The sequence below is a fragment of the Williamsia sp. Y844 genome (genome assembly GCF_056786475.1).
Genome location: NZ_JBXCJB010000001.1, coordinates 324,163 through 342,156, shown reverse-complemented (window position 1 = coordinate 342,156; position 17,994 = coordinate 324,163). Strand labels below are relative to the sequence as shown.

General features: G+C 63.1%; 19 protein-coding genes and 1 riboswitch. Of the genes, 7 read left to right on the top strand and 12 right to left on the bottom strand.

Going from position 1 to position 17,994, the window contains the following annotated elements:
- Positions 1–15: 15 nt before the first annotated feature.
- Positions 16–453, top strand: a complete 438-nt coding sequence (locus tag AC1TQG_RS01680) for a carboxymuconolactone decarboxylase family protein (RefSeq protein WP_482135219.1) — start codon at positions 16–18, stop codon at positions 451–453.
- A 58-nt stretch (positions 454–511) separates the two neighbouring features.
- On the opposite strand, the gene AC1TQG_RS01675 is transcribed toward AC1TQG_RS01680, so the two are convergent.
- The 3 genes from AC1TQG_RS01675 to AC1TQG_RS01665 form a co-directional block, all read right to left on the bottom strand.
- Positions 512–1,249, bottom strand: a complete 738-nt coding sequence (locus AC1TQG_RS01675; protein WP_482135218.1) for a DedA family protein — start codon at positions 1,247–1,249, stop codon at positions 512–514.
- On the bottom strand, positions 1,246–2,040 hold the full coding sequence (locus AC1TQG_RS01670; RefSeq protein ID WP_482135217.1) for a COG4705 family protein: 795 nt from the start codon (positions 2,038–2,040) through the stop codon (positions 1,246–1,248). The genes AC1TQG_RS01675 and AC1TQG_RS01670 overlap by 4 nt, the downstream gene beginning before the upstream one ends.
- A gap of 61 nt (positions 2,041–2,101) precedes the next feature.
- On the bottom strand, positions 2,102–2,842 hold the full coding sequence (locus tag AC1TQG_RS01665) for a phosphatase PAP2 family protein (RefSeq protein WP_482135216.1): 741 nt from the start codon (positions 2,840–2,842) through the stop codon (positions 2,102–2,104).
- A gap of 102 nt (positions 2,843–2,944) precedes the next feature.
- Here AC1TQG_RS01665 and AC1TQG_RS01660 point away from each other — a divergent pair, with 102 nt between their 5' ends.
- Positions 2,945–4,369: a sensor histidine kinase gene (locus tag AC1TQG_RS01660; protein WP_482135215.1), complete on the top strand. Its 1,425-nt coding sequence runs from the start codon at positions 2,945–2,947 to the stop codon at positions 4,367–4,369.
- Positions 4,370–4,389: 20 nt separating this feature from the next.
- Positions 4,390–5,067 carry a response regulator transcription factor gene (locus tag AC1TQG_RS01655; RefSeq protein WP_482135214.1) on the top strand — a complete coding sequence of 226 codons (678 nt, stop codon included), beginning with the start codon at positions 4,390–4,392 and terminating at the stop codon, positions 5,065–5,067.
- A 9-nt stretch (positions 5,068–5,076) separates the two neighbouring features.
- Here the strand turns inward: AC1TQG_RS01655 and AC1TQG_RS01650 are convergent, their stop codons facing one another.
- From AC1TQG_RS01650 to AC1TQG_RS01630, 5 genes are read right to left on the bottom strand one after another with little or no spacing between them, the layout of a single operon-like run.
- Positions 5,077–5,751, bottom strand: a complete 675-nt coding sequence (locus AC1TQG_RS01650; protein ID WP_482135213.1) for a hypothetical protein — start codon at positions 5,749–5,751, stop codon at positions 5,077–5,079.
- Complete coding sequence (locus tag AC1TQG_RS01645) at positions 5,748–6,416, bottom strand: hypothetical protein (RefSeq protein ID WP_482135212.1); 669 nt, start codon at positions 6,414–6,416, stop codon at positions 5,748–5,750. The genes AC1TQG_RS01650 and AC1TQG_RS01645 overlap by 4 nt, the downstream gene beginning before the upstream one ends.
- A complete protein-coding gene (locus tag AC1TQG_RS01640) occupies positions 6,413–7,138 on the bottom strand; it encodes an ABC transporter ATP-binding protein (RefSeq protein WP_482135211.1) in 726 nt (241 codons plus the stop codon). The genes AC1TQG_RS01645 and AC1TQG_RS01640 overlap by 4 nt, the downstream gene beginning before the upstream one ends.
- Positions 7,139–7,196: 58 nt before the next feature.
- Positions 7,197–8,270 carry a FecCD family ABC transporter permease gene (locus AC1TQG_RS01635; protein ID WP_482135210.1) on the bottom strand — a complete coding sequence of 358 codons (1,074 nt, stop codon included), beginning with the start codon at positions 8,268–8,270 and terminating at the stop codon, positions 7,197–7,199.
- Entirely contained in the window at positions 8,251–9,399 is a 1,149-nt protein-coding gene (locus AC1TQG_RS01630; RefSeq protein ID WP_482135209.1) for an ABC transporter substrate-binding protein, read from the bottom strand. Before AC1TQG_RS01630 ends, AC1TQG_RS01635 begins: the two co-directional genes overlap by 20 nt.
- 269 nt (positions 9,400–9,668) lie before the next feature.
- Here AC1TQG_RS01630 and AC1TQG_RS01625 point away from each other — a divergent pair, with 269 nt between their 5' ends.
- Positions 9,669–11,678, top strand: coding sequence for an MDR family MFS transporter (locus AC1TQG_RS01625; protein WP_482135208.1), 2,010 nt, complete (start codon positions 9,669–9,671; stop codon positions 11,676–11,678).
- A gap of 9 nt (positions 11,679–11,687) precedes the next feature.
- Here the strand turns inward: AC1TQG_RS01625 and AC1TQG_RS01620 are convergent, their stop codons facing one another.
- Positions 11,688–13,100: a family 43 glycosylhydrolase gene (locus AC1TQG_RS01620; protein ID WP_482135207.1), complete on the bottom strand. Its 1,413-nt coding sequence runs from the start codon at positions 13,098–13,100 to the stop codon at positions 11,688–11,690.
- Positions 13,101–13,341: 241 nt separating this feature from the next.
- Between AC1TQG_RS01620 and AC1TQG_RS01615 the strand changes: the two genes are divergently transcribed.
- Complete coding sequence (locus tag AC1TQG_RS01615) at positions 13,342–13,779, top strand: hypothetical protein (RefSeq protein WP_482135206.1); 438 nt, start codon at positions 13,342–13,344, stop codon at positions 13,777–13,779.
- Here the strand turns inward: AC1TQG_RS01615 and AC1TQG_RS01610 are convergent, their stop codons facing one another.
- Complete coding sequence (locus tag AC1TQG_RS01610) at positions 13,780–15,126, bottom strand: cytochrome P450 (RefSeq protein ID WP_482135205.1); 1,347 nt, start codon at positions 15,124–15,126, stop codon at positions 13,780–13,782.
- A gap of 83 nt (positions 15,127–15,209) precedes the next feature.
- Here AC1TQG_RS01610 and AC1TQG_RS01605 point away from each other — a divergent pair, with 83 nt between their 5' ends.
- Positions 15,210–15,830: a TetR/AcrR family transcriptional regulator gene (locus AC1TQG_RS01605; RefSeq protein WP_482135204.1), complete on the top strand. Its 621-nt coding sequence runs from the start codon at positions 15,210–15,212 to the stop codon at positions 15,828–15,830.
- A 25-nt stretch (positions 15,831–15,855) separates the two neighbouring features.
- Here the strand turns inward: AC1TQG_RS01605 and AC1TQG_RS01600 are convergent, their stop codons facing one another.
- Positions 15,856–16,170 (bottom strand): DMT family transporter, encoded by a 315-nt coding sequence (locus tag AC1TQG_RS01600; protein WP_482135203.1) that lies wholly within the window; start codon positions 16,168–16,170, stop codon positions 15,856–15,858.
- Between the two features lie 21 nt (positions 16,171–16,191).
- Positions 16,192–16,259: riboswitch (guanidine-III (ykkC-III) riboswitch) on the bottom strand.
- Between the two features lie 171 nt (positions 16,260–16,430).
- Between AC1TQG_RS01600 and AC1TQG_RS01595 the strand changes: the two genes are divergently transcribed.
- Positions 16,431–17,327: an SDR family NAD(P)-dependent oxidoreductase gene (locus AC1TQG_RS01595; RefSeq protein ID WP_482135202.1), complete on the top strand. Its 897-nt coding sequence runs from the start codon at positions 16,431–16,433 to the stop codon at positions 17,325–17,327.
- Positions 17,328–17,362: 35 nt separating this feature from the next.
- Here AC1TQG_RS01595 and AC1TQG_RS01590 read toward each other — a convergent pair whose 3' ends face one another.
- Positions 17,363–17,935, bottom strand: a complete 573-nt coding sequence (locus tag AC1TQG_RS01590; protein WP_482135201.1) for a TetR/AcrR family transcriptional regulator — start codon at positions 17,933–17,935, stop codon at positions 17,363–17,365.
- Positions 17,936–17,994 lie beyond the last annotated feature (59 nt).

Here is a 17,994-nt window from a genome sequence, read left to right as displayed (position 1 = left end):
AAGGAGGGTACCGCGATGGGCAACGTGAATCTGAGCAAGCAGCACCCGGACGCGTATGCGCTCGTCGCCGAACTCGACAAGGCCGCCGTCGGGGCGGCAGCCGCTGCAGACCTTGATCCGCTGCTGATCGAACTGGTGAAAATCCGTGTCTCACAACTGAACGGGTGCGCGTTCTGCCTGCGGATGCACACCCGGGATGCACTCGCGAAAGGTGAAACCGCCGATCGCCTCGCGGTCATCGCGGCATGGTGGGAGTCGCAGTACTTCAACGACCAGGAGAAGGCGGCCCTGGGTCTGGCCGAGGAAGTCACCAGGCTGTCTGTTCCGGCGCGCGATGATTGGGACAACGGGGCGTTGAACGACGAACAGATCTCTGCCGTCAGCTGGCTGGCAATCGCGATGAATGCGTGGAATCGCATCGCAATTCGAAGCCACTATCCGGTGAGGCCCTGACGTTCAGGCAGTCGCTTCACGAGATCCGCACTGCCCCAGTTGGTCTGCCATCACATCGTCACCGACTGTCGGGCAATACCCCGTCCGCCTCCTTCCTGTCCCGGCGCGAGCGCCGACGTGCGACGGCCTCCCCGGCGAAGGGCAGTATCGAGATCGCCGCGATGAGGATGAAGATGGGTTCGATGAGGTTCTGGATGAAACCGAATTGACCGAGCCAGTATCCCAACAGCGTGATCCCGCAGCCCCACACGACTGCCCCCACGACGTTGTACAGGAAGAACACGCGGTACTTCATCTGTGCGGCACCGGCGACCAGTGGTGCGAGCGTCCGGATGACGGGCACAAATCGAGCCACGACCACGGTTGTCGGGCCGTGCTTGTCGAAGAACTCATGGGACTCGTTGATGTACCTCTTCTTCAGGATGCGACTGTTCTCGGTGAACATCGTCGTACCCGCGTACCGGCCGATCCAGTAGCCGATCTGGCCACCGATGACGGCAACGAGGGGTACCAATATCAACAACTGCCACAGGGCGGCAAAGGAGTCGATGCCTCGGGCACCTCCGGATGCCACCAACATTCCGGCGACGAACAGCAATGAATCCCCTGGCAACATCGGGAAGAGAACGCCGGATTCGACCAGGACCACAACAAGCAGGCCGACCAGGGCCCATGCGCCGAAGTGTCCGAGCAGCGTGAACGGATCGAGAAACCCCGGAAGCAACGCCACCGCATTCGATTTCGCGGCGGCCGTCTCAATCGCCGCATCGACGAATGTCAGCAGTGGGTCCGTCATGACTGCTGTCCGGCGAGCAATGGACGGTCACCGTCCTGTTCGAGCCGATCGACCTTGCTGAATGACAGGTATCCCACGAGGGCCACGATGACCGCGAGGAATACCAGATTGACCGCCGCAGTCCCGATGCCGAGTCCGCCGTTCTCGGTGGGCTGGGTCAACAGATCGCCAAGCGAGGCGCCCAGCGGTCGGGTCACGATGTACGCAGCCCAGAACGCGAAGACGGCGTTCAGTCGAATGCCATAGTGCATCACGGTGATAACCGCGATGACGGAGGCAAAGATGACAAGCGACGCGGTGTAGCCGACCGCGAGCTTCTCGGCGATCAGATCGCCGGCGGCGGTACCGAGGGCAAAGGTCATCAGGACTGCGAGCCAGTAGAACATCTCCCGGCGGGGAGTCCGGATGGAATGGATCGACAGGGTGCCTTCGACGAGATACCAGGCTGTGAAGACAACCATCAGCGCGAGGGCAAAGATCGTGGTGGTCACCACCAACGAAATGCCGAGATTGTCAGTCAGATTGTCGGTGATGAGCGTTCCCGTGACGCTGATGACAACTACGGTCCACCAGTAGATGACCGGCACATAGCGGCGGACCGAGAATTGCGCGACGAGACTCGCGATCAACAGCACCACGGTGATGATCGTTGTCGACGTCAGGCCCCACCCGAGGGTGGTGTTGAGGTAATCGGCAGCCGTTTCCCCGACGGTGGTCGCCAGGATCTTGATGATCCAAAAATAGATCGTGACCTCGGGAACCTTGCTCCATGCACAACGCAACCGTGTCATGTTGTCCGATGATGCAACGGAATTGTGTGAGGCGGCCTCTGGTGTCGATGCCCGCGCACTTCTATGACGGAGTTGCATGGTGCTTGCCTTCCGGTTGGTGCTGCGGAATTGTGGCTGCATCGGCGGAAGCGATGTACCTGCGCGAAGTTGGCGGTAGCCGACCTTGGATGCCGTCCAATGCGCGAGGCACCAACATCGCAACGACCAGGGCAACCGATAGGGACAGTGCGATTGCGGCCAGCGTGTCCGAGAGCCAGTGGACACCGAGATACAGTCGTGTCGTCGCGGCGATCACCGAGATGGCAAGGGCCGCAGCCAATGCAATGTTCTGAAGTAGCCGGGTCGAGGTCGCGGTGAGAGCCAGCGCGATCGCGAAAACCAATGCGGCGGTGCCGATCACGTGACCCGACGGGAACGAGTGCGCGGCCTCGTATGCGGTTGCCTGATCGGAAAAAGGTGGTCGTGGCCGGTTGAAAACCAACTTCAGAGTCCATCCAAAGATCCCTGCGATCGCCACCGTTGCGGCCACCGCCGCTCCACGACGCACGTTCTTGTCGAACAGGATGAAGGCGATGACGGTGACCGCGGTCCAGACGAACACCCACATCGGTCCGAACAGATTGGTCACGCCCGCGACCGCACTGGTCAGTGCGGGCGTGCGATGAGCGACCATCGCATCGAGCACCGTCCGGTCGATCCAGCTCAACGGGTTGTGGTGTGTGGTCACGATGGCAACACCCAGAACAAGGGTCAGGCAGAAGAGCAGCAGGCTGGTCGCCGAACGCGAATGGTTGCGGTGCATAGGGCCAAGGGTGGCGGTGTGGTCCTGTGAGGACGCTGCGATCTCCTGAGCAGACGCTGAGTCCGGTTCCGTCGATCACCGCTGCACGTATAGATTTCGGGAATGGATGCCCGGCGGATCTTCGGTTGGACCGCATCCGCTGTGGCCAGCGTTCGGGGTCGGCTGACCATCCTGGCCACCACATTGCTGGCGCTCGCTCTGGCATTGGCAGCTGCCATCCTGCTGTTCGTCCTCTATCAAACGCTGCTGAACTCCGCAGATTCCGCGACGTCGGCACGCGCACATGAAGTCGCAACCACCATCGAGGACGAAGGCCTTGCGGGCTTGGACGAGTCGGTCCTTCTGCCGACCGAGAACCTGGACGTCATCCAGGTGATCGACAGCAGCGGGCGGGTGGTCGCGGTCAGTCCCGGCACTCCGCACGTGCCGCTGGTCTCGCCGCTGGCCGTCGACGTCCGCCGCACCGCCGACGGTGTGACCTTTCCGGGGCGCGATGCCGAATATCGGGTCACGGCGATGGGTGTCGCGTCCGGCAGTGGTGACGTGACCGTGGTGGTCGGTGCGGCCGAAGGTCCGATCCACAAGGTTCTGGCAACCGTGGCAATTCTGCTGTGCCTGGTGTTTCCGTTCCTCTTGTTGTTGATCGGCGTTGCGACTTACTATCTGGTCGGCCGAACCCTTCGCCCCGTCGAAGAGATCAGGGCGCAGGTCGCCGCCATCACCAGTACCGATCTGCGCAAACGAGTGCGGGTTCCGGGTACCAGGGATGAGATCTCGACCTTGGCGACGACGATGAACGACATGCTCGGTGGTCTCGAGGACGCCAGACAGCAGCAGCTCCGGTTCATCGGCGACGCCTCTCACGAATTGCGTAGTCCGTTGATGACGCTGGTTGGCCTACTCGATCTCTCACGGACCACGGGTAATTCGATAGATCCGGACACCGTGGAAGACATCTTGCTGCCCGAGGCGAGACGGCTTTCTCAGATGGTCGACGATCTGTTGTTGCTGGCCCGATCCGACGAATACGGCGTCCCGGTCAGTGCCGAAGACGTTGATCTTGACGAGATCGTGGACGCCGAAGCTTCCCGGCTGGAAGCTCTCACCTCGCTTGATGTGCAGGTCGACATCACGCCCATCAGGGTTTGCGGTGACGCCGACAAGCTGACCCGCGCGGTGCGCAACATCGCCGACAACGCTGCCCGGCACGCCGACGGGGTGGTCCGCTTCGAGATGGAGATCGATGAGAAGTCTTGTCGGGGTCTGCTGAGAATCATCGACGACGGACCCGGTATCCCGGATTCGGACAAGGCCACCGTGTTCGATCGGTTCGTCCGGCTCGATACCGATCGGGATCGGTCGCGTGGTGGAAGCGGGCTTGGGCTCGCGATCGTCGACGAGATCGTCCGCGCGCACCATGGGACCGTCGAGATCAGCGATACCGCCGGGGGCGGCACCACGGTGACCATTGCCCTCGACATCGACCGTCCAGACCGTGATTGGCCCGCGGCCCCGGAGTCGTTCTAGCCGAATCAGGAGACGATGACATGCGAGTGCTCGTGGTCGAAGATGATCGCAACGGCGCCGAGACACTTCGGCGGACATTGGTCGCCGAAGGCTGGGTTGTCGAGGTGGCCCACAACGGCGAAGACGGTCTCGCGCTGGCGATGCAGGGAACCTACGATGCGGTGGTCTGCGACATCATGATGCCCAGACTCAACGGTTATGAACTGGTGCGCCGCCTCCGTGGAGAATCCGTGTGGACTCCGGTACTGATGCTCACCGCCAAAGACGGGGAGTACGACCAGGTCGATGCCTTCGACCTCGGCGCCGACGACTACATCGTCAAACCGTTCTCCGTCGCGGTCCTGGTGGCGCGGCTGCGTGCCCTCGTTCGGCGGGGTGCGCCGGAACGCCCCACCGTGCTGACAGCGGGCACCCTGTCGCTCGATCCGGCCGCACATGTGGTCAGACGCGGCGACACCGAGATCACGCTGACGCCGCGAGAGTTCTCGATGCTCGAGTTCCTCATGCGGAACAGGGGTTCGGTGGTGAGCAAAGCGGAGATCCTGCAGGCGGCGTGGGACGTCAACTATCGGGGCGATGAGAACGTGGTGGAGGTCTACGCCGGGTATCTGCGACGTCGAATCGATACGCCGTTCGGCTGCAAGTCAATTCAAACAGTTCGGGGTGTCGGGTATCGACTCTCCGCATCCGGTGAATGAGGACACCGATCAGGTGCGGTCGACCCAGCGCAGCAGGGCGTACAGGAACCGCGTCGAGCCAGGCATGAAGTTGTTGCCGTGGTGGTAGGTCGGATCCAACGTGGTGGCGATGATGCGGCCGCGGGTGGAGGTGGTGTCCTCGAAGAGCATCATCCCGGCGTCGTGTGAATCACCCTGTGCATCGGGTTCTTCGGAGACCAGTAGCGGCACCACATCGGCATCGGTGTGCAGCAGTCCGTGGTGGTGCCAGATCACCGCCTTGGTGGTCAGGAACTTCCACGCTTCGTGGTCGTGGCTGCGGGTACGGATCAACGGATCTTCACCCGTGCGCCACCACCAGAAGTTGGTGGGGCGCGGACTCCACGAGACACCGGGCAACCATGTGTGCGCGGCATTCTCACCGAGGACCACGAGGGTTCCGCCACGTTGTGCGACGGCCAAGAACTCGTCGGCGTGCGCCCGCAGGAGTTCCGGATGCAGACGGTCGGCCAGGATCAGCGTGGTGACGCCGTCGAGGTCGCCTGGCTTGATGTCCGGTAGATAATGGAATTCCGGCTGAAATACCTTGACCGCCGGGTCTTTGATCGTCTGCAGATGGAAATGGGATCCGCCGTGGACGATCGCCAGCGTGCCGGTCGACAGGGGAGCGCGGTCGGTGCGGTTGAAGGGTTCGACGGTGGTCATCGGTTGTCCTTTCCATCAAGTCGGGCAAGCCAGGTCAGCAGTTGGCCGAACACACGCGACGATGTGTTCGGATCATCCTGGTAGACAGCGAGATCGATGCCGCCGTGGACCAGGACCTCGCCGTCGCCGAGTGGGTACACGTAGTCGACCGGAAGGAGGTGCCTGCCGATGAAGTTCGTAACGATCGCACCTTCCGGCAGTTTCTGGCTGTATCCGCGACCGTAGAATCCGGACACCTCTCGCCGGAAGCTCAGGTCGGCAGTGTCCACACCTGCCCAGACCGGATGGGGGGTACCGGCGTGGATCGCGAGGTCTTTCGGGCCGGAATATTCAAACTTGCGCCATTGTCCGAGCCCGGGAAGGAAATCGGTCAGTGGATGGCCCATCACGGCAACGCGGCCGCCGGTGGTGACGAAGTCGATCAGGATGTCCCGCTTGCGTTCGAGGAAGATCTGATCGCAGTTGCCGTTGATGATCAGTCCGCGTACCGAACTCAGGTCGACCGACCCCAGTGAGTAGATGTCGATGTTGGACGTCAGTCCGGAGGTGGTGGGTCCCCCCGACATCCCGGTATTGGATCCCATCACCAGATGTAGGACGGGGGTGGTGGTCAGGGCGTCGGAATCGGCTGAAAAATCAGGGGCCGTCAGACTTTCGGCTGTCATTGCAGTGCACTTTCCTTGGTGCGGTGGCCATTGTCGGCCACCGCGATGTTGTCGTAGCGGGTGTACACCACCGTCCGCGGGTTGCCCCGGTCGATGATGGTCTCGGTCGCGACGTCGATGTCGTAGAGCCGCGAGAGGTTTTCGCCGGTCACCAGATCTTCCACGGTGCCGAGTTCGATCTCTTCGGCGCTGTACATCACGATGGCGTCGCCGCGCAGATGCAGCGCATGGTCGGGGTGATGGGTGGTCAGCAGAATCCCCATTCCTTCTGTCGCGAGTTCGCGAAGCAGTTGCAGAACCCGGGCTTGGTTCTTCAGATCGAGCGCGGAGACCGGCTCGTCGAGGATCATGAAAGTGCACCCGGTGGTCAGGGCGCGCGCGATGAGTACCAATTGTCGTTGTCCGCCAGACAATTCGGCGAAGCTCGAGTCGGCGAGGTGCTCGATCCCAACCCGTTGCAGGGATTGGCTGGTCAGCGCCAGATCAGCCTTGCTGGGCGTGCCGAATACCGACACCTTCTTGGCGCACCCCATCAGCACCATGTCGAAGACCGTGTATCCGACATTCGACAGTGTCGCCTGCGGCACGTATCCGATATTCGCATCACGGACCACGCTGCCCTCCTGCGGGCGGGCGAGACCGGCGATGCACCGGAGCAGCGTGGTCTTTCCCTTGCCGTTGGGACCCAGGATCGAGGTGATCGCACCGGACGCGATGGTCACATTGGTATGACGGAACACCCAATCTTGCTGGGGGTAGTGAAATCCGAGATCTTGTAGCTCAAGCACTGATGAATGCCTGCCTGTTCGATTTGCGGAGGAGGACAACAAAGACCGGCGCACCGATGACCGCGGTGAGGATCCCCAGGGGGATTTCGCTGGGGCTGATGGTGCGTGACAGTGTGTCGATGATCGTCAGGTATGCGGCGCCGAGCACAAAGGTTGTCGGCATGGAGATCCGGTGATCGGGTCCGACCCAGAGCCGGGCCAGGTGGGGGATGACCAGTCCGACCCATCCGATGACGCCGGAGACTGCCACCGCTCCCGCGGTCATCAGGGCAACCATGACCAGTAGCAGCATGCGCATCCGGTGTGGATTGACCCCGAGTGTTTCGGCGTCGTCGTCGCCCAGTGAGAGCACGTTCACGCGCCATCGCAAGCCGAGGATGACCGCGCTGCCGAGCAGGATCGGGATGCCCGCGATGACCACCTTGCCCATATCGGCGGTGGCCAGTGACCCCATGAGCCAGAACACAATTGACGGCAGGGTGCTGTAGGGGTCGGCGAGGTAGGTGACCAGCGAGACGAGCGCTGCGAAGAATGCACTGGTCACCACGCCGCCGAGCACGATCATGAGAACGGAACTGCCCGTGCGGGTTTTCCCGATCGCCATGACCATCATCAAGGCGGCCATGCCGAACAGGAATGCGCCACCGACGAGAAACACCGAACCCAGGCCGAGCATGATCACCAGGACGCCGCCGAATGATGCACCCGACGAGACGCCGAGTACCTGCGGACTGACCAGGGGATTGCGGAATACGGCCTGTAGTGCCGAACCGCCCAGTGCCAGTCCACCTCCGACCAGCATCCCCAGGAGCAGGCGCGGGAATCGAACGCCCAGGACAACCTGTTCCTCGACCGCGGTCCACGTCTGATCCAGCGGGACGACCTCATTGATCAGGATGCGCGCGACCTCATTGACCGGAATTGTGTAGCGGCCCAGTGCAAGTGCGGCCAGCGCAACAGTGATGAGGCCGACGGTCAGGACAACCGGTACCACGACGGTGTTGAGATTGCGCGCCCTATTCGGTGTGAATTCAGGAGCTCGGGCCTCAAGCGTGGAACGTGTCATAGCCCGTGCTCACCGAATTCGTCTCCAGGTGCAAGATGCCGTCGATCTGGGTTTCGGACACGTCGAATGCGTAGAGCGACTTGTATGTTTCGCGAATACGGGCGCGGAGGTTCAGGTCGAGATCGGTGTCGGGGTAGAAGACCTGAGCCACCCACAGCCACATCAGGTTCGACTCGTTGCATGGCGGGTCCCATGAGAAGCCGCCGATGGGTGCCTTGTAGACGCGCTTGTTCTTGACCGCCGTCAGCGACGCCCAGGTGGAGTCGTTGTAGATGTCCTGGGGTGTTGTGGGGTCGAAGTTGCCGAGGACGACGATCTCCGGATCCCAGGTCAGGATCTGTTCCTTGGTGACGGCGACGCTGGTGCCCTTGCCGGCTCCGAGGGCGACGTTCTTTCCGCCGGCCAAGGTGATCCAGAAGTCCATGTAGGTGTTGTCTGCCGACACCTTGGTCTCGGGTGTGTTGTAGAAGTACATGACGCGAGGCGCTTTGGCGGTGTTCGCAGCGGCGATGGACTCGATGGTCTTGCGGTCGGTGGCCATGGCCGCGAGGATCGCCTGGGCCTGCGGCTTCTTGTCGAGTAGGTCGCCGAAGATGTTGATCCAGGCCTCGAGGTCTTCCTGGGTGCCGTATTTGAGCAGGATGACCTTGAGCCCGGCATTGCGCAGCGGCGCCACGATGTCATCGCCTTTGTCGCCCCACTGGATCACCACGTCCGGGTTGAGCGAGAGCACCTGCTCGACGTTGGGAACGAAGTCGGGGCCGGAAACCACTGGTGTGTCGAGGAATCCGGGGAACATGGTGGCGAGCATGCCGTTCTTGGCCAACGCGATCGCGCTCGAGTTCACACCCACGTTGCGGGCGATCGACTGATCGGAACCGGCGATCATGGACGGCACCGGGATGATGATCGAGACGATGCGTCCGACCGGGGTATCGAAGGCGATGGTGTTCTGGTACTGATCGACCACTGTGAAGGGTGTGAAGGGCCCGCCCGCGCCACTCGAGGCCGCGGCCTCGTTGACCGGTGTCCGATTGGAGCATGCAGCCGTCGCGCCGAAGGCCGCGAGTGCGGTGGCCGCCACACCCAGCGATTTGATCATCTGGCGACGCGACATCGCGCCGCCCATACTGGGAGTGTTCTCCGACAGGCGAATTTGTTCTCCGGAACGTGTTGTCCCCGCGGCATTTACCGTGGTGGGGCTGGGGCAACCCAGCAGTTGTTAGGCAACCATAACTTAGGTGAGCCTACGCTACTGGGTGGGGGCCGCAGGGACAAGTGGGGGTTCGACGCCGTTGGTCCGGTACCGGGTTTGGAATCGGTTTTCTGGCATATGCGCCGCGGCTACCTGCGAGACTCAAGAGGTCAATACCGGGTCGACGAGGACAGGACCGGAACATGACCGAAGCCAAGAGTGCGGACGCGGACGCGCCCACTGGTGAACTCGAGAAGCGGAAGATCTACGCGATCTTTGGCGGACTGATGTTGGCGATGCTCCTGGCGGCGCTTGACCAGACAATCGTGTCGACCGCGCTGCCGACAATCGTCAATGATCTCGGTGGAGCCGACCACCTCACCTGGGTCGTGACCGCGTACATGCTCGCCACCACCGTGACCACACCGCTGTGGGGCAAGCTCGGAGACCTGCTCGGACGCAAGCCTCTGTTCATCCTCTGCGTGGTGATCTTCCTGGTCGGTTCGGCTCTGTGTGGTCTCGCCGGCTCCATGTGGCAGCTGATCGGCTTCCGGGCACTGCAGGGTGTCGGCGGCGGCGGCCTGATTGTGCTGGCGCAGGCCATCATTGGTGATGTGGTCTCTGCGCGTGAACGTGGCCGCTATCAGGGCATGTTCGGCGCGGTCTTCGGATTGGCCAGTGTCGCCGGACCATTGCTCGGCGGCTTTTTCGTCGACAGTCTCAGCTGGCGGTGGGTCTTCTACGTCAACCTGCCGATCGGCGCGATCGCTCTGGTCGCAGTCTTCTTCGTCCTGCCGAACACGACAGCCCAGGTCAAGCCGAAGATCGATTATCTCGGGGTGTTCCTGCTCGCTTCTGCCGCGACCTCGATTGTGCTGGTGACCAGTTTCGGTGACCGCTGGGGTTGGACGTCGGCGCTGATACTGGGACTCAGTGCACTCGGGGTCGTGTGTATTGCGGCATTTGTATATACCGAGAAGTACGCGACGGAGCCGGTGATCCCCCTGCGACTGTTCGCCAATCGGGTGTTCGCGGTGGCGTCGTCGGTGAGCTTCGTGGTCGGGTTCGCGATGTTCGGAGCCATCACGTTCATGCCGTTGTTCCTGCAGACCGTGCGTGGGGAATCGCCGACCGAGTCGGGTCTGAACATGATCCCGATGATGATCGGCTTGTTGATCACCTCGATCGGCAGCGGTCAGATCATCAGTAGGACGGGACGTTACAAGGTGTTCCCGATCCTCGGCACCGCCGTCTTCACCGTTGGTCTGTACCTGCTGTCCACGATGGAGCGTTCGTCATCGGATATCGCGATCGCGCTGTACCTGTTCGTGCTCGGTCTCGGCCTCGGCATGGTGATGCAGGTCTTGATCCTCGCAGTTCAGAATGGGATCGAATATCGAGATCTCGGGACGGGGACCAGCGGCGCGACGTTCTTCCGCACGATCGGCGCAGCGGTCGGTGTGGCCGTTTTCGGCGCGGTCTTCAACTCCCGATTGAGTTCGGAGCTGGCAGGCAGCTCGCCCGAAGGTGCCGTGGGCCGATGTTCGGGAGAGGTTCTGGAAGCATCGTCGTCGGCGCTGCGCAGTTGTCCACCAGGCGTTCAGAATTGGTTCCTGGATGGCTATACCGACGCGTTCGGAACGGTGTTCATCGTGGCCGTTCCGATCGGCGCGCTGGCGTTCGCGCTCTCCTGGCTGTTGCCGGAGGTTCCACTGCGTGAGGTCACCAAGATGCCGGATGCCGGGACATCGTTCGGCATGTCCGGCGAGAGATCATCCCTGGAGGAGTTGCGGCTGCAGATCTGGCGCACACTCGCCCGTGAGGACAAGCTGCGGGCGTGGGAGGTGGTGGTCGATGCCGCGAACAGCCCGTTGTCGCGCGGCGAGGCGTGGATGGTCAGCAGGGTCGCAGAGGAAGGTACCCGCGACATCCGTTCGATGTCCGAGGTCTCGCAGACCCCGCTGCCCAAGGTCGAGGAGACGGCGCGTCATCTGGAGGAACGCGGACTGATCACCGTGGGCCACGGCCTGGCGGTGATCACCCCGGCCGGGGTGAAGGAAGCCGAAAGACTGTTGGCGGCGCAGCGGCAACGACTTGCGGAGTTCGTTGCCGACTATCCGGGTGGCGAGAACGCGGACGTCGGCGAGTTGCTCGACGAGATAGCCCGGCGCCTGCAAGCCGAGGCACCTGAACCTGAACATGCACCCGCTTGAGCCGCGCCGTCAGGCGAGCGAGGAGTTCGTCCCGCCCGGGTTCGGAGGCAGGGCCTGCCCGTCCTTCACCAGGGTGATCGTCCCCATCTCCGCAGGTGCCTCGACAGTCGGGCCGGCGAAGCCGAACACGCCGTAGATGCCGCCGGGGGATTCCGCAGGCACCGTGTAGGAGATCGCCCTTTCGATGGTCTGGCCGGCCGGGACGTCGACGGTCTCGGGGCCGAAAATCGTTGTCGCAGTGGTACCGCCCGGAGTCAGGACGTTGACCCAGACCTGCCCCGTGTAGGCCTGGTCGGCAGGTGCGGTGATCATCAGCTTGGCGTTGACCGGGCCACCGGCCTCGGGCAGTCGGGTGGGGGTTTGCGGCGTGAGTGTCACGCGGACGGGAAGTTTGACGTCCGGCGATGCCGGCCCGGTGGAGTTCGGCGAACCGTCGCCGACCTCGGGCCATCCATTCGCCCACACGACGCGGTCGATCATGCCCTCGCGCCGCTGAGCGCCACTGGGCAGTTTCAGATCCGCGCGTGGCACCGCGTGGTAGATCATCCAATCGGTACCGCCATCGTCGGTGACGACGGAGTTGTGCCCGGGGCCGGCCCAGGCCTGGTTTCCGGCGAGCAGGAGAGCACCGCCACCGGTGTTGAGGTCGTCGCCCTTGCGGTCGAGATAAGGGCCCGCCGGCGATTGGGACCGGCCGGCCAGGACCCGGTACGCGGTGTCGGCGCCGTTGCAGCAGTTGCCTGCCGAGACGAAGAGGTAGTAGTAGCCATCGCGGAAGACGATCTCGGGACCTTCGAAACGCTCGTCGGCGACCTTGACCGGAGTACCTGACGGTGCGGTCCCGTCGGCGTTCAGCGGGACACCGTAGATGCCGTGAAAGTTTCCGACAAACAACGTCTTCGACGTTCCGTCGTCCCACAGGAACGGGTCGATGGTGCCCTTGATGCCGACATCATTCGCGCAGAACACGGGTCGGCCGAGATCGGCCCATGGCCCGATCGGGGATTCGGAGGTGGCCATGCCGATACACGGATTGGTCACGTCATACAGCGAGTAGTACAGCGTGTACGTGCCGCCTGACTTGTGTATCGACGGAGCCCAGCCCAGATTGCCGGGGGGATGCCACGAGGGCGCGGTTGGAAAGACGTCGCCGACGTAGGCCCAGTCGACGAGGTCGAACGAGGTGAACATCGCCATGTTGTGTGCGCCTTGACCGTCGCCCCAGTCATCGGCGGTTGCGTACATGTAGTACCGGCCGTCGTCGGCGTGGATCACGCTCGGATCGGCGGCAACCGGTTGGACGATGGACTGTGCGCTTGCCGGGGAGACCGGCATCAATACCAGGGCGAGAAGGGCTGCGATCGCCACCACCACAGCTTGCCGAGCGCGAATCGAGATACCTACGTGCCCGGACTTGTGCATGGTGCTCCTCTTCAGCGCGCGATGCGCAGGTCCCGGCAAACATATAAGTCTGAACCCGAACTTGAGAGTTTGCGACGCCCGATGAGGCCGGGCTGTGATCAAAACGTGCGAAGTCCGAGATGTCCGGGCTTTTTTGTGGCCCCCTTCGCTGTGTGGGTGACAAGATGGCACACTTTGGTAAAGAATGCAGCGCATAGCTAATTCATCTGAGGGATCGCCAACCGCCGGAGGATGGTCACTAATGTTCGAAGGGGATGGCCCCCAAGGCTTTGATTCGCTGACGCGTATCGAGAGCAGTGGGGGTGATAGGTGGCGGCCGGAATCGGTGGACCTGCGCGGTGGCGAACTGCGGACGAGAGCGTTGGTATCGGTCATTCGCCGCCTGGCATCACCGGCGGCCGATCAGATCGCGTTCCTCGAGCGCCTGGACGTTGGCGTCGACGAACTCGCCCTGCAGTTCACCGAGCTCACCACCTCGATGCCGTGGGGGCTCAGCGAGGCCTGTGGTCGCGATCTGACGTCCCTTGATCGACTCCTGGCGGAGATCTCCTCGCCGGACAACTCTCACCTGGTGGCCTTCGACGCGCTCGAGTCGGCGCCGGAGTGGACGCGGGTCCGCATCCTCGCCGACAACTTCCTGGCCGACCTGGCGCTTGCAGCGGCCGCAGACCGCTCGTGATCAGCTGATCCGGCGCAGATCGACCGGCATGCCGTCGGTCGGATAAGGCAGTGAAACCCAGCTGAGTTGTGCGGGCCTGTCCGCGGGCACGGTCCACCGGAAGTTGAGTAGGTAGTGGTGCAGCACCGACCGCACCTCGAGATCCGAGAACACCTGACCGAGGCATCGATGCGCGCCACCGCCGAACGGGTTCCACGCGAACTTGTGCGCCTTGTCCTCCTGCCGCTCGTCTGAAAAGCGTTCGGGATCAAAGCGGTCCGGATCGGTCCATAGTTCGGGCAGGTGATGGTTGTGATGCAAACCCAGTGCGACCGGCGTGTCCTTGGGGATGTGATGGCCCGCGATGATGGTGTCCGCGCGGGCTCGTCGCACGATCACCGGGACCGGGGTGATCAACCGTTGACACTCTTTGATCACGAGCGTCGCCGAACGCAGTTCGCCGAGCTGGTCCGGGTTGGGGGAGTCGGTCTGCAGCGCCATCGATTCCTGGCGGCAGCGTTCCTGCCACTCCGGATGCTTCCCGAGTTCGAAGAGGACCGTGCTCAGGGTGCTGGTGGAGGTGTCGTGGGCGGCCATCATCAGGAAGATCATGTGATTGATGACGTCGCGTTCCGACAGTCGCTCACCGTCGGCCTCGACCCGGCACAACACGCTGAACACATCGTCGCCGAGGCCTTCTCGACGCGACGGCAGATACCTCGCGAAGAACTCCTCGAGCGTTGCCCGGCCACGGACGCCCCGGCGCCAGCGGGTGAAGGGGAGTGGATAGCGCACGATCGAGGTCGCTGCCTGGACGCAACCGATGAACGACCGGTTGACGCGGTCAATTTCCCCGGGTTGCAGGTCCTCTGCGCCGCCCATGAACAGTTCGGTCGCGATGTCGAGGGTGAGTTCCTTGAGGGTCGGGTACGCGAGGTGGTGCTCCGACTCGGGCAAGGTGCGTACGTGTTCGGCGATCGTCGGCTGCATCAGTTCGGTGTAGGCGGCCAACCGCTCCCGGGTGAACGCCTTCGCCAGGATGCGTCGGTGGCTGCGATGTTCGTCGCCGTCGAGCAACATGAGGCCACGATCGAAGAACGGACCGATCAGACTGCGCCAACCGGCCCCGTTGACCAGTGCGCCGTCGCGGTTGATCAGGGCTTCCCCGAGGGCGTCGGGGCCGAGCACGAGCGCCCATTTCTGGCCAAGGAACGACAGCTCCGACACCGGACCGATGGTTCGATATTGCTTGTCCATCAACTCCAGTGGCCTGCGGAAATAGGCGTAGGAATGCCCCAGAAACGGCACGCTGCGACTACCGGCGATGGGTTTGGTGCCGACCGGCGCGGGCGATGTTCGATGGGTCATATGAATCACTTTCCTATCTGACAGGCATGCCTTCCTGATTACGTAGCGTGCATCACATGGGGGTGGGGTGTCAACATTGTGCGGTGGCGGTATCAGAGCGAAAGTACGGCGGCGCAAGCGCGCACGAGCGGGTGAGCCGTCGGCGCAGGCAATTGCTCGATGCCGCATTGGAGGTCGTCTCGTCCGTGGGAGCGGAGCGGGCGACGATGACCGCGGTCTGTCGGTCGGCGGGGCTGAGTGAGCGGTACTTCTACGAGAGCTTCGGTGGACTCGATGCGTTGATGGGCGATCTGCTCGACGAGCTCGCCTCAGAGGTCCGGGCGGCGGTCCTGGATGCCTTGTCGGACGACCCGGATGCCGCGCCCGAGCAGCAGATTCGTTCGGCGATAAGCGCTTTCATCGCAATCATGACCGAAGATCAGCGCAAGGGGCGGGTGGTGCTCACCGAGTCTCTGGGCCTGGCCGCCACCCGCGAACATCGCCGCGCGATCGTCAACGAGTTTGCAGGCCTGCTCGCGGCCAGGATTCCGGAGATTTTCGGCGACGACGCGGTACCGGTGCAGGATCGCCGGCCCTTGGCGCTGTTGCTGGTCGGCGGGATCGCGGAACTGACCGCCGAGTGGGTGTCGGGGGGCTTGAACGCGACACCGGACCGGATCGTCGATGTGGTCACCCGCCAACTGGCGCTCAACCGGGTCGGCTGAACGCACTCGCGATGCGCGATCGAGGTCAATGTGCCAGTTTGAGGCCGACCACGGCGCCGACGATGATCAGGATGAGCGCGATCTTGAGTAAAGACGCGGTCTCTGTGCCGGTGACCATCGCGTAGGCGACGGTGAGGGCGGCGCCGATGCCCACCCAGATCGCGTAAGACGTACCGATGGGGAGTGTGCGCATCGCGTACGCGAGTCCGGCCATCGAGATGATCAGTCCGATCCCGAAGACGATGCTCGGCTGCAGTCGGGTGAACCCTTCGGACTTGCCAAGTGCTGTTGCCCAAATTGCTTCGAACACACCGGATGCAATCAATACGAGCCATGCCATGACGTTTCGGACCTCCCCGAGGAAGTACCGTCTTGTCGCTGCCCGGGTACGGTTTCGATCGTCCGGTATTGATCGTCGTTGATCTCCGATCGACCATACCCACATTTGCGCGGCGTGCGCCATGGCCGCGATCACCACCGGCGACTTCTGCCCGCAGCGACCCCGCCACAGGTTAGATTCGGGGGACACCGGATTTCGTCTGCCACCGGGAAGGGTGCGCTGTGATGCCGGACACCTGTTGCAACTGGAACCTGCGTTCGATGCCGGATCAGACCGGCAAGCGGGTGGTCATCACCGGCGCCAGCAGTGGGCTCGGCGCGATCATGGCCCGGGAGCTGTCCAAGCGGGGCGCCGAGGTGTTGATGGCCGTCCGAGACGTCGTCAAAGGCCAACGGGTGGCGGAGGCAATTCGGGCGACGCGATCTGATGCGAGGGTGCAGGTCGGGCAGATCGATCTGACCAGCCTGCGGTCGGTCCGCGCCTTTTCGGATCGAATGACCCCCTCGGACAAGCCGATCGACTGTCTCATCCTCAACGCAGGCATCGGCAACCAGCCCCACGTCGTCACTGCGGACGGTATCGAGAGCACCTTCGCGGCCGACGTCGTCGGACATTTTGAGCTGACCGGCAAACTGTTGCCGCTTCTCGAACGGGCAAGCGCGGGGCGGGTGGTCAGCGTCGGCTCCAACCTCTATCGCCGGGTCAAGATGGAGGTCGACTTCAGCGACCTGGCCTTTGAGCATGATCATTCGCCGCACGGTGCCTACGTCAGGGCGAAGGTGGCCACGGTGTTGTTTGCTGTCGAACTCGAGAAGCGACTACGCGAAAGTGGTTCGTCGGTAAGGAGTTTCGTTGCACACCCGGGGTTCACCAAGACCCCCATGCACAACACGGTGACCGGTGTTCTGCCGAGGGCGGCGATGGCGGTGGCGCATGCGACAGTGGCGCGTGAGCCGGAGGAAGGTGTCCTGCCGCTCCTTTTCGCCGCGACCAGCGAGCAGGCCGAGACCGACCGGTTCATCGGCTGGCACCTGCGAAGGGGTGACAAGCGGATCTGGAGCGACGAGATCAGGGGCGTCGGCCTCGATCGTGAGTTGGCGCTGCAGATGTGGGAAGCGATCGAGGCGGTGACCGCGGGCTCGGCCCAGGATGAATGACGTGCCGGGCGGGGGTCGATGTCCGGCAGCGACGTTTAGGCGCGTAGCCCTTTGACGAGCACCTGGACGTAGTTGTCCAGTGAGTCACGGCCGGCGGTCCGGACCGCAAACGCGGTGCCGCAGATCAGATGTTTGATATCGGCGGCATCGAGTGTCGCCGATATGACACCCTCTTGCACCCCGCGCGTGAGAACCTGCGAAATCAGTTGTCCCAGTTCGCCGAACAGCTCCTTGGTGTCCGGGCAGGCGGGGGTTTCCGATGCCAGCACCGCGGCCAGGCCGGGGTCGTCGAGCTGGAACTCGATCGCGGATCCGATCAGTTGCGCCAAGGCGTGCACGGTGTCGGGATCCTCGGCGATTTCGCGGGCGATCAGCACCAGCTTGTCGAAGGAGTCGACGGCCAGGGCCTCGAGGAGCACCTGCCGGTTGGGGAAATGTCGGTACGCCGTCCCGACCCCGACTCCGGCGTCTTTGGCCAGTGCGTTCATCGCGAGGGTGTCGTCGCCGCACGCGAGGCAGTGGCGGGCCGCGGCCAGCAACGCGTCGCGATTGCGCACCGCGTCGGCGCGGAGGCCTTCGCCTCGATGTGCGTGCTGGATGTCGTCCACAGGCCGAGTGTACCGGAGGAGAAATCCATTCGGATGATCTATCCACTTCTGCTAATGTT

Coding starts and splice junctions, on each gene's coding strand:
- AC1TQG_RS01610 (WP_482135205.1), bottom strand. CDS start 15,126: ATGACCCATCGAACATCGCCCGCGCCGGTCGGCACCAAACCCATCGCC.
- AC1TQG_RS01625 (WP_482135208.1), top strand. CDS start 9,669: ATGACCGAAGCCAAGAGTGCGGACGCGGACGCGCCCACTGGTGAACTC.
- AC1TQG_RS01645 (WP_482135212.1), bottom strand. CDS start 6,416: ATGACAGCCGAAAGTCTGACGGCCCCTGATTTTTCAGCCGATTCCGAC.
- AC1TQG_RS01630 (WP_482135209.1), bottom strand. CDS start 9,399: ATGGGCGGCGCGATGTCGCGTCGCCAGATGATCAAATCGCTGGGTGTG.
- AC1TQG_RS01675 (WP_482135218.1), bottom strand. CDS start 1,249: ATGACGGACCCACTGCTGACATTCGTCGATGCGGCGATTGAGACGGCC.
- AC1TQG_RS01670 (WP_482135217.1), bottom strand. CDS start 2,040: ATGACACGGTTGCGTTGTGCATGGAGCAAGGTTCCCGAGGTCACGATC.
- AC1TQG_RS01620 (WP_482135207.1), bottom strand. CDS start 13,100: ATGCACAAGTCCGGGCACGTAGGTATCTCGATTCGCGCTCGGCAAGCT.
- AC1TQG_RS01655 (WP_482135214.1), top strand. CDS start 4,390: ATGCGAGTGCTCGTGGTCGAAGATGATCGCAACGGCGCCGAGACACTT.
- AC1TQG_RS01680 (WP_482135219.1), top strand. CDS start 16: ATGGGCAACGTGAATCTGAGCAAGCAGCACCCGGACGCGTATGCGCTC.
- AC1TQG_RS01650 (WP_482135213.1), bottom strand. CDS start 5,751: ATGACCACCGTCGAACCCTTCAACCGCACCGACCGCGCTCCCCTGTCG.
- AC1TQG_RS01660 (WP_482135215.1), top strand. CDS start 2,945: ATGGATGCCCGGCGGATCTTCGGTTGGACCGCATCCGCTGTGGCCAGC.
- AC1TQG_RS01665 (WP_482135216.1), bottom strand. CDS start 2,842: ATGCACCGCAACCATTCGCGTTCGGCGACCAGCCTGCTGCTCTTCTGC.
- AC1TQG_RS01615 (WP_482135206.1), top strand. CDS start 13,342: ATGTTCGAAGGGGATGGCCCCCAAGGCTTTGATTCGCTGACGCGTATC.
- AC1TQG_RS01595 (WP_482135202.1), top strand. CDS start 16,431: ATGCCGGATCAGACCGGCAAGCGGGTGGTCATCACCGGCGCCAGCAGT.
- AC1TQG_RS01600 (WP_482135203.1), bottom strand. CDS start 16,170: ATGGCATGGCTCGTATTGATTGCATCCGGTGTGTTCGAAGCAATTTGG.
- AC1TQG_RS01635 (WP_482135210.1), bottom strand. CDS start 8,270: ATGACACGTTCCACGCTTGAGGCCCGAGCTCCTGAATTCACACCGAAT.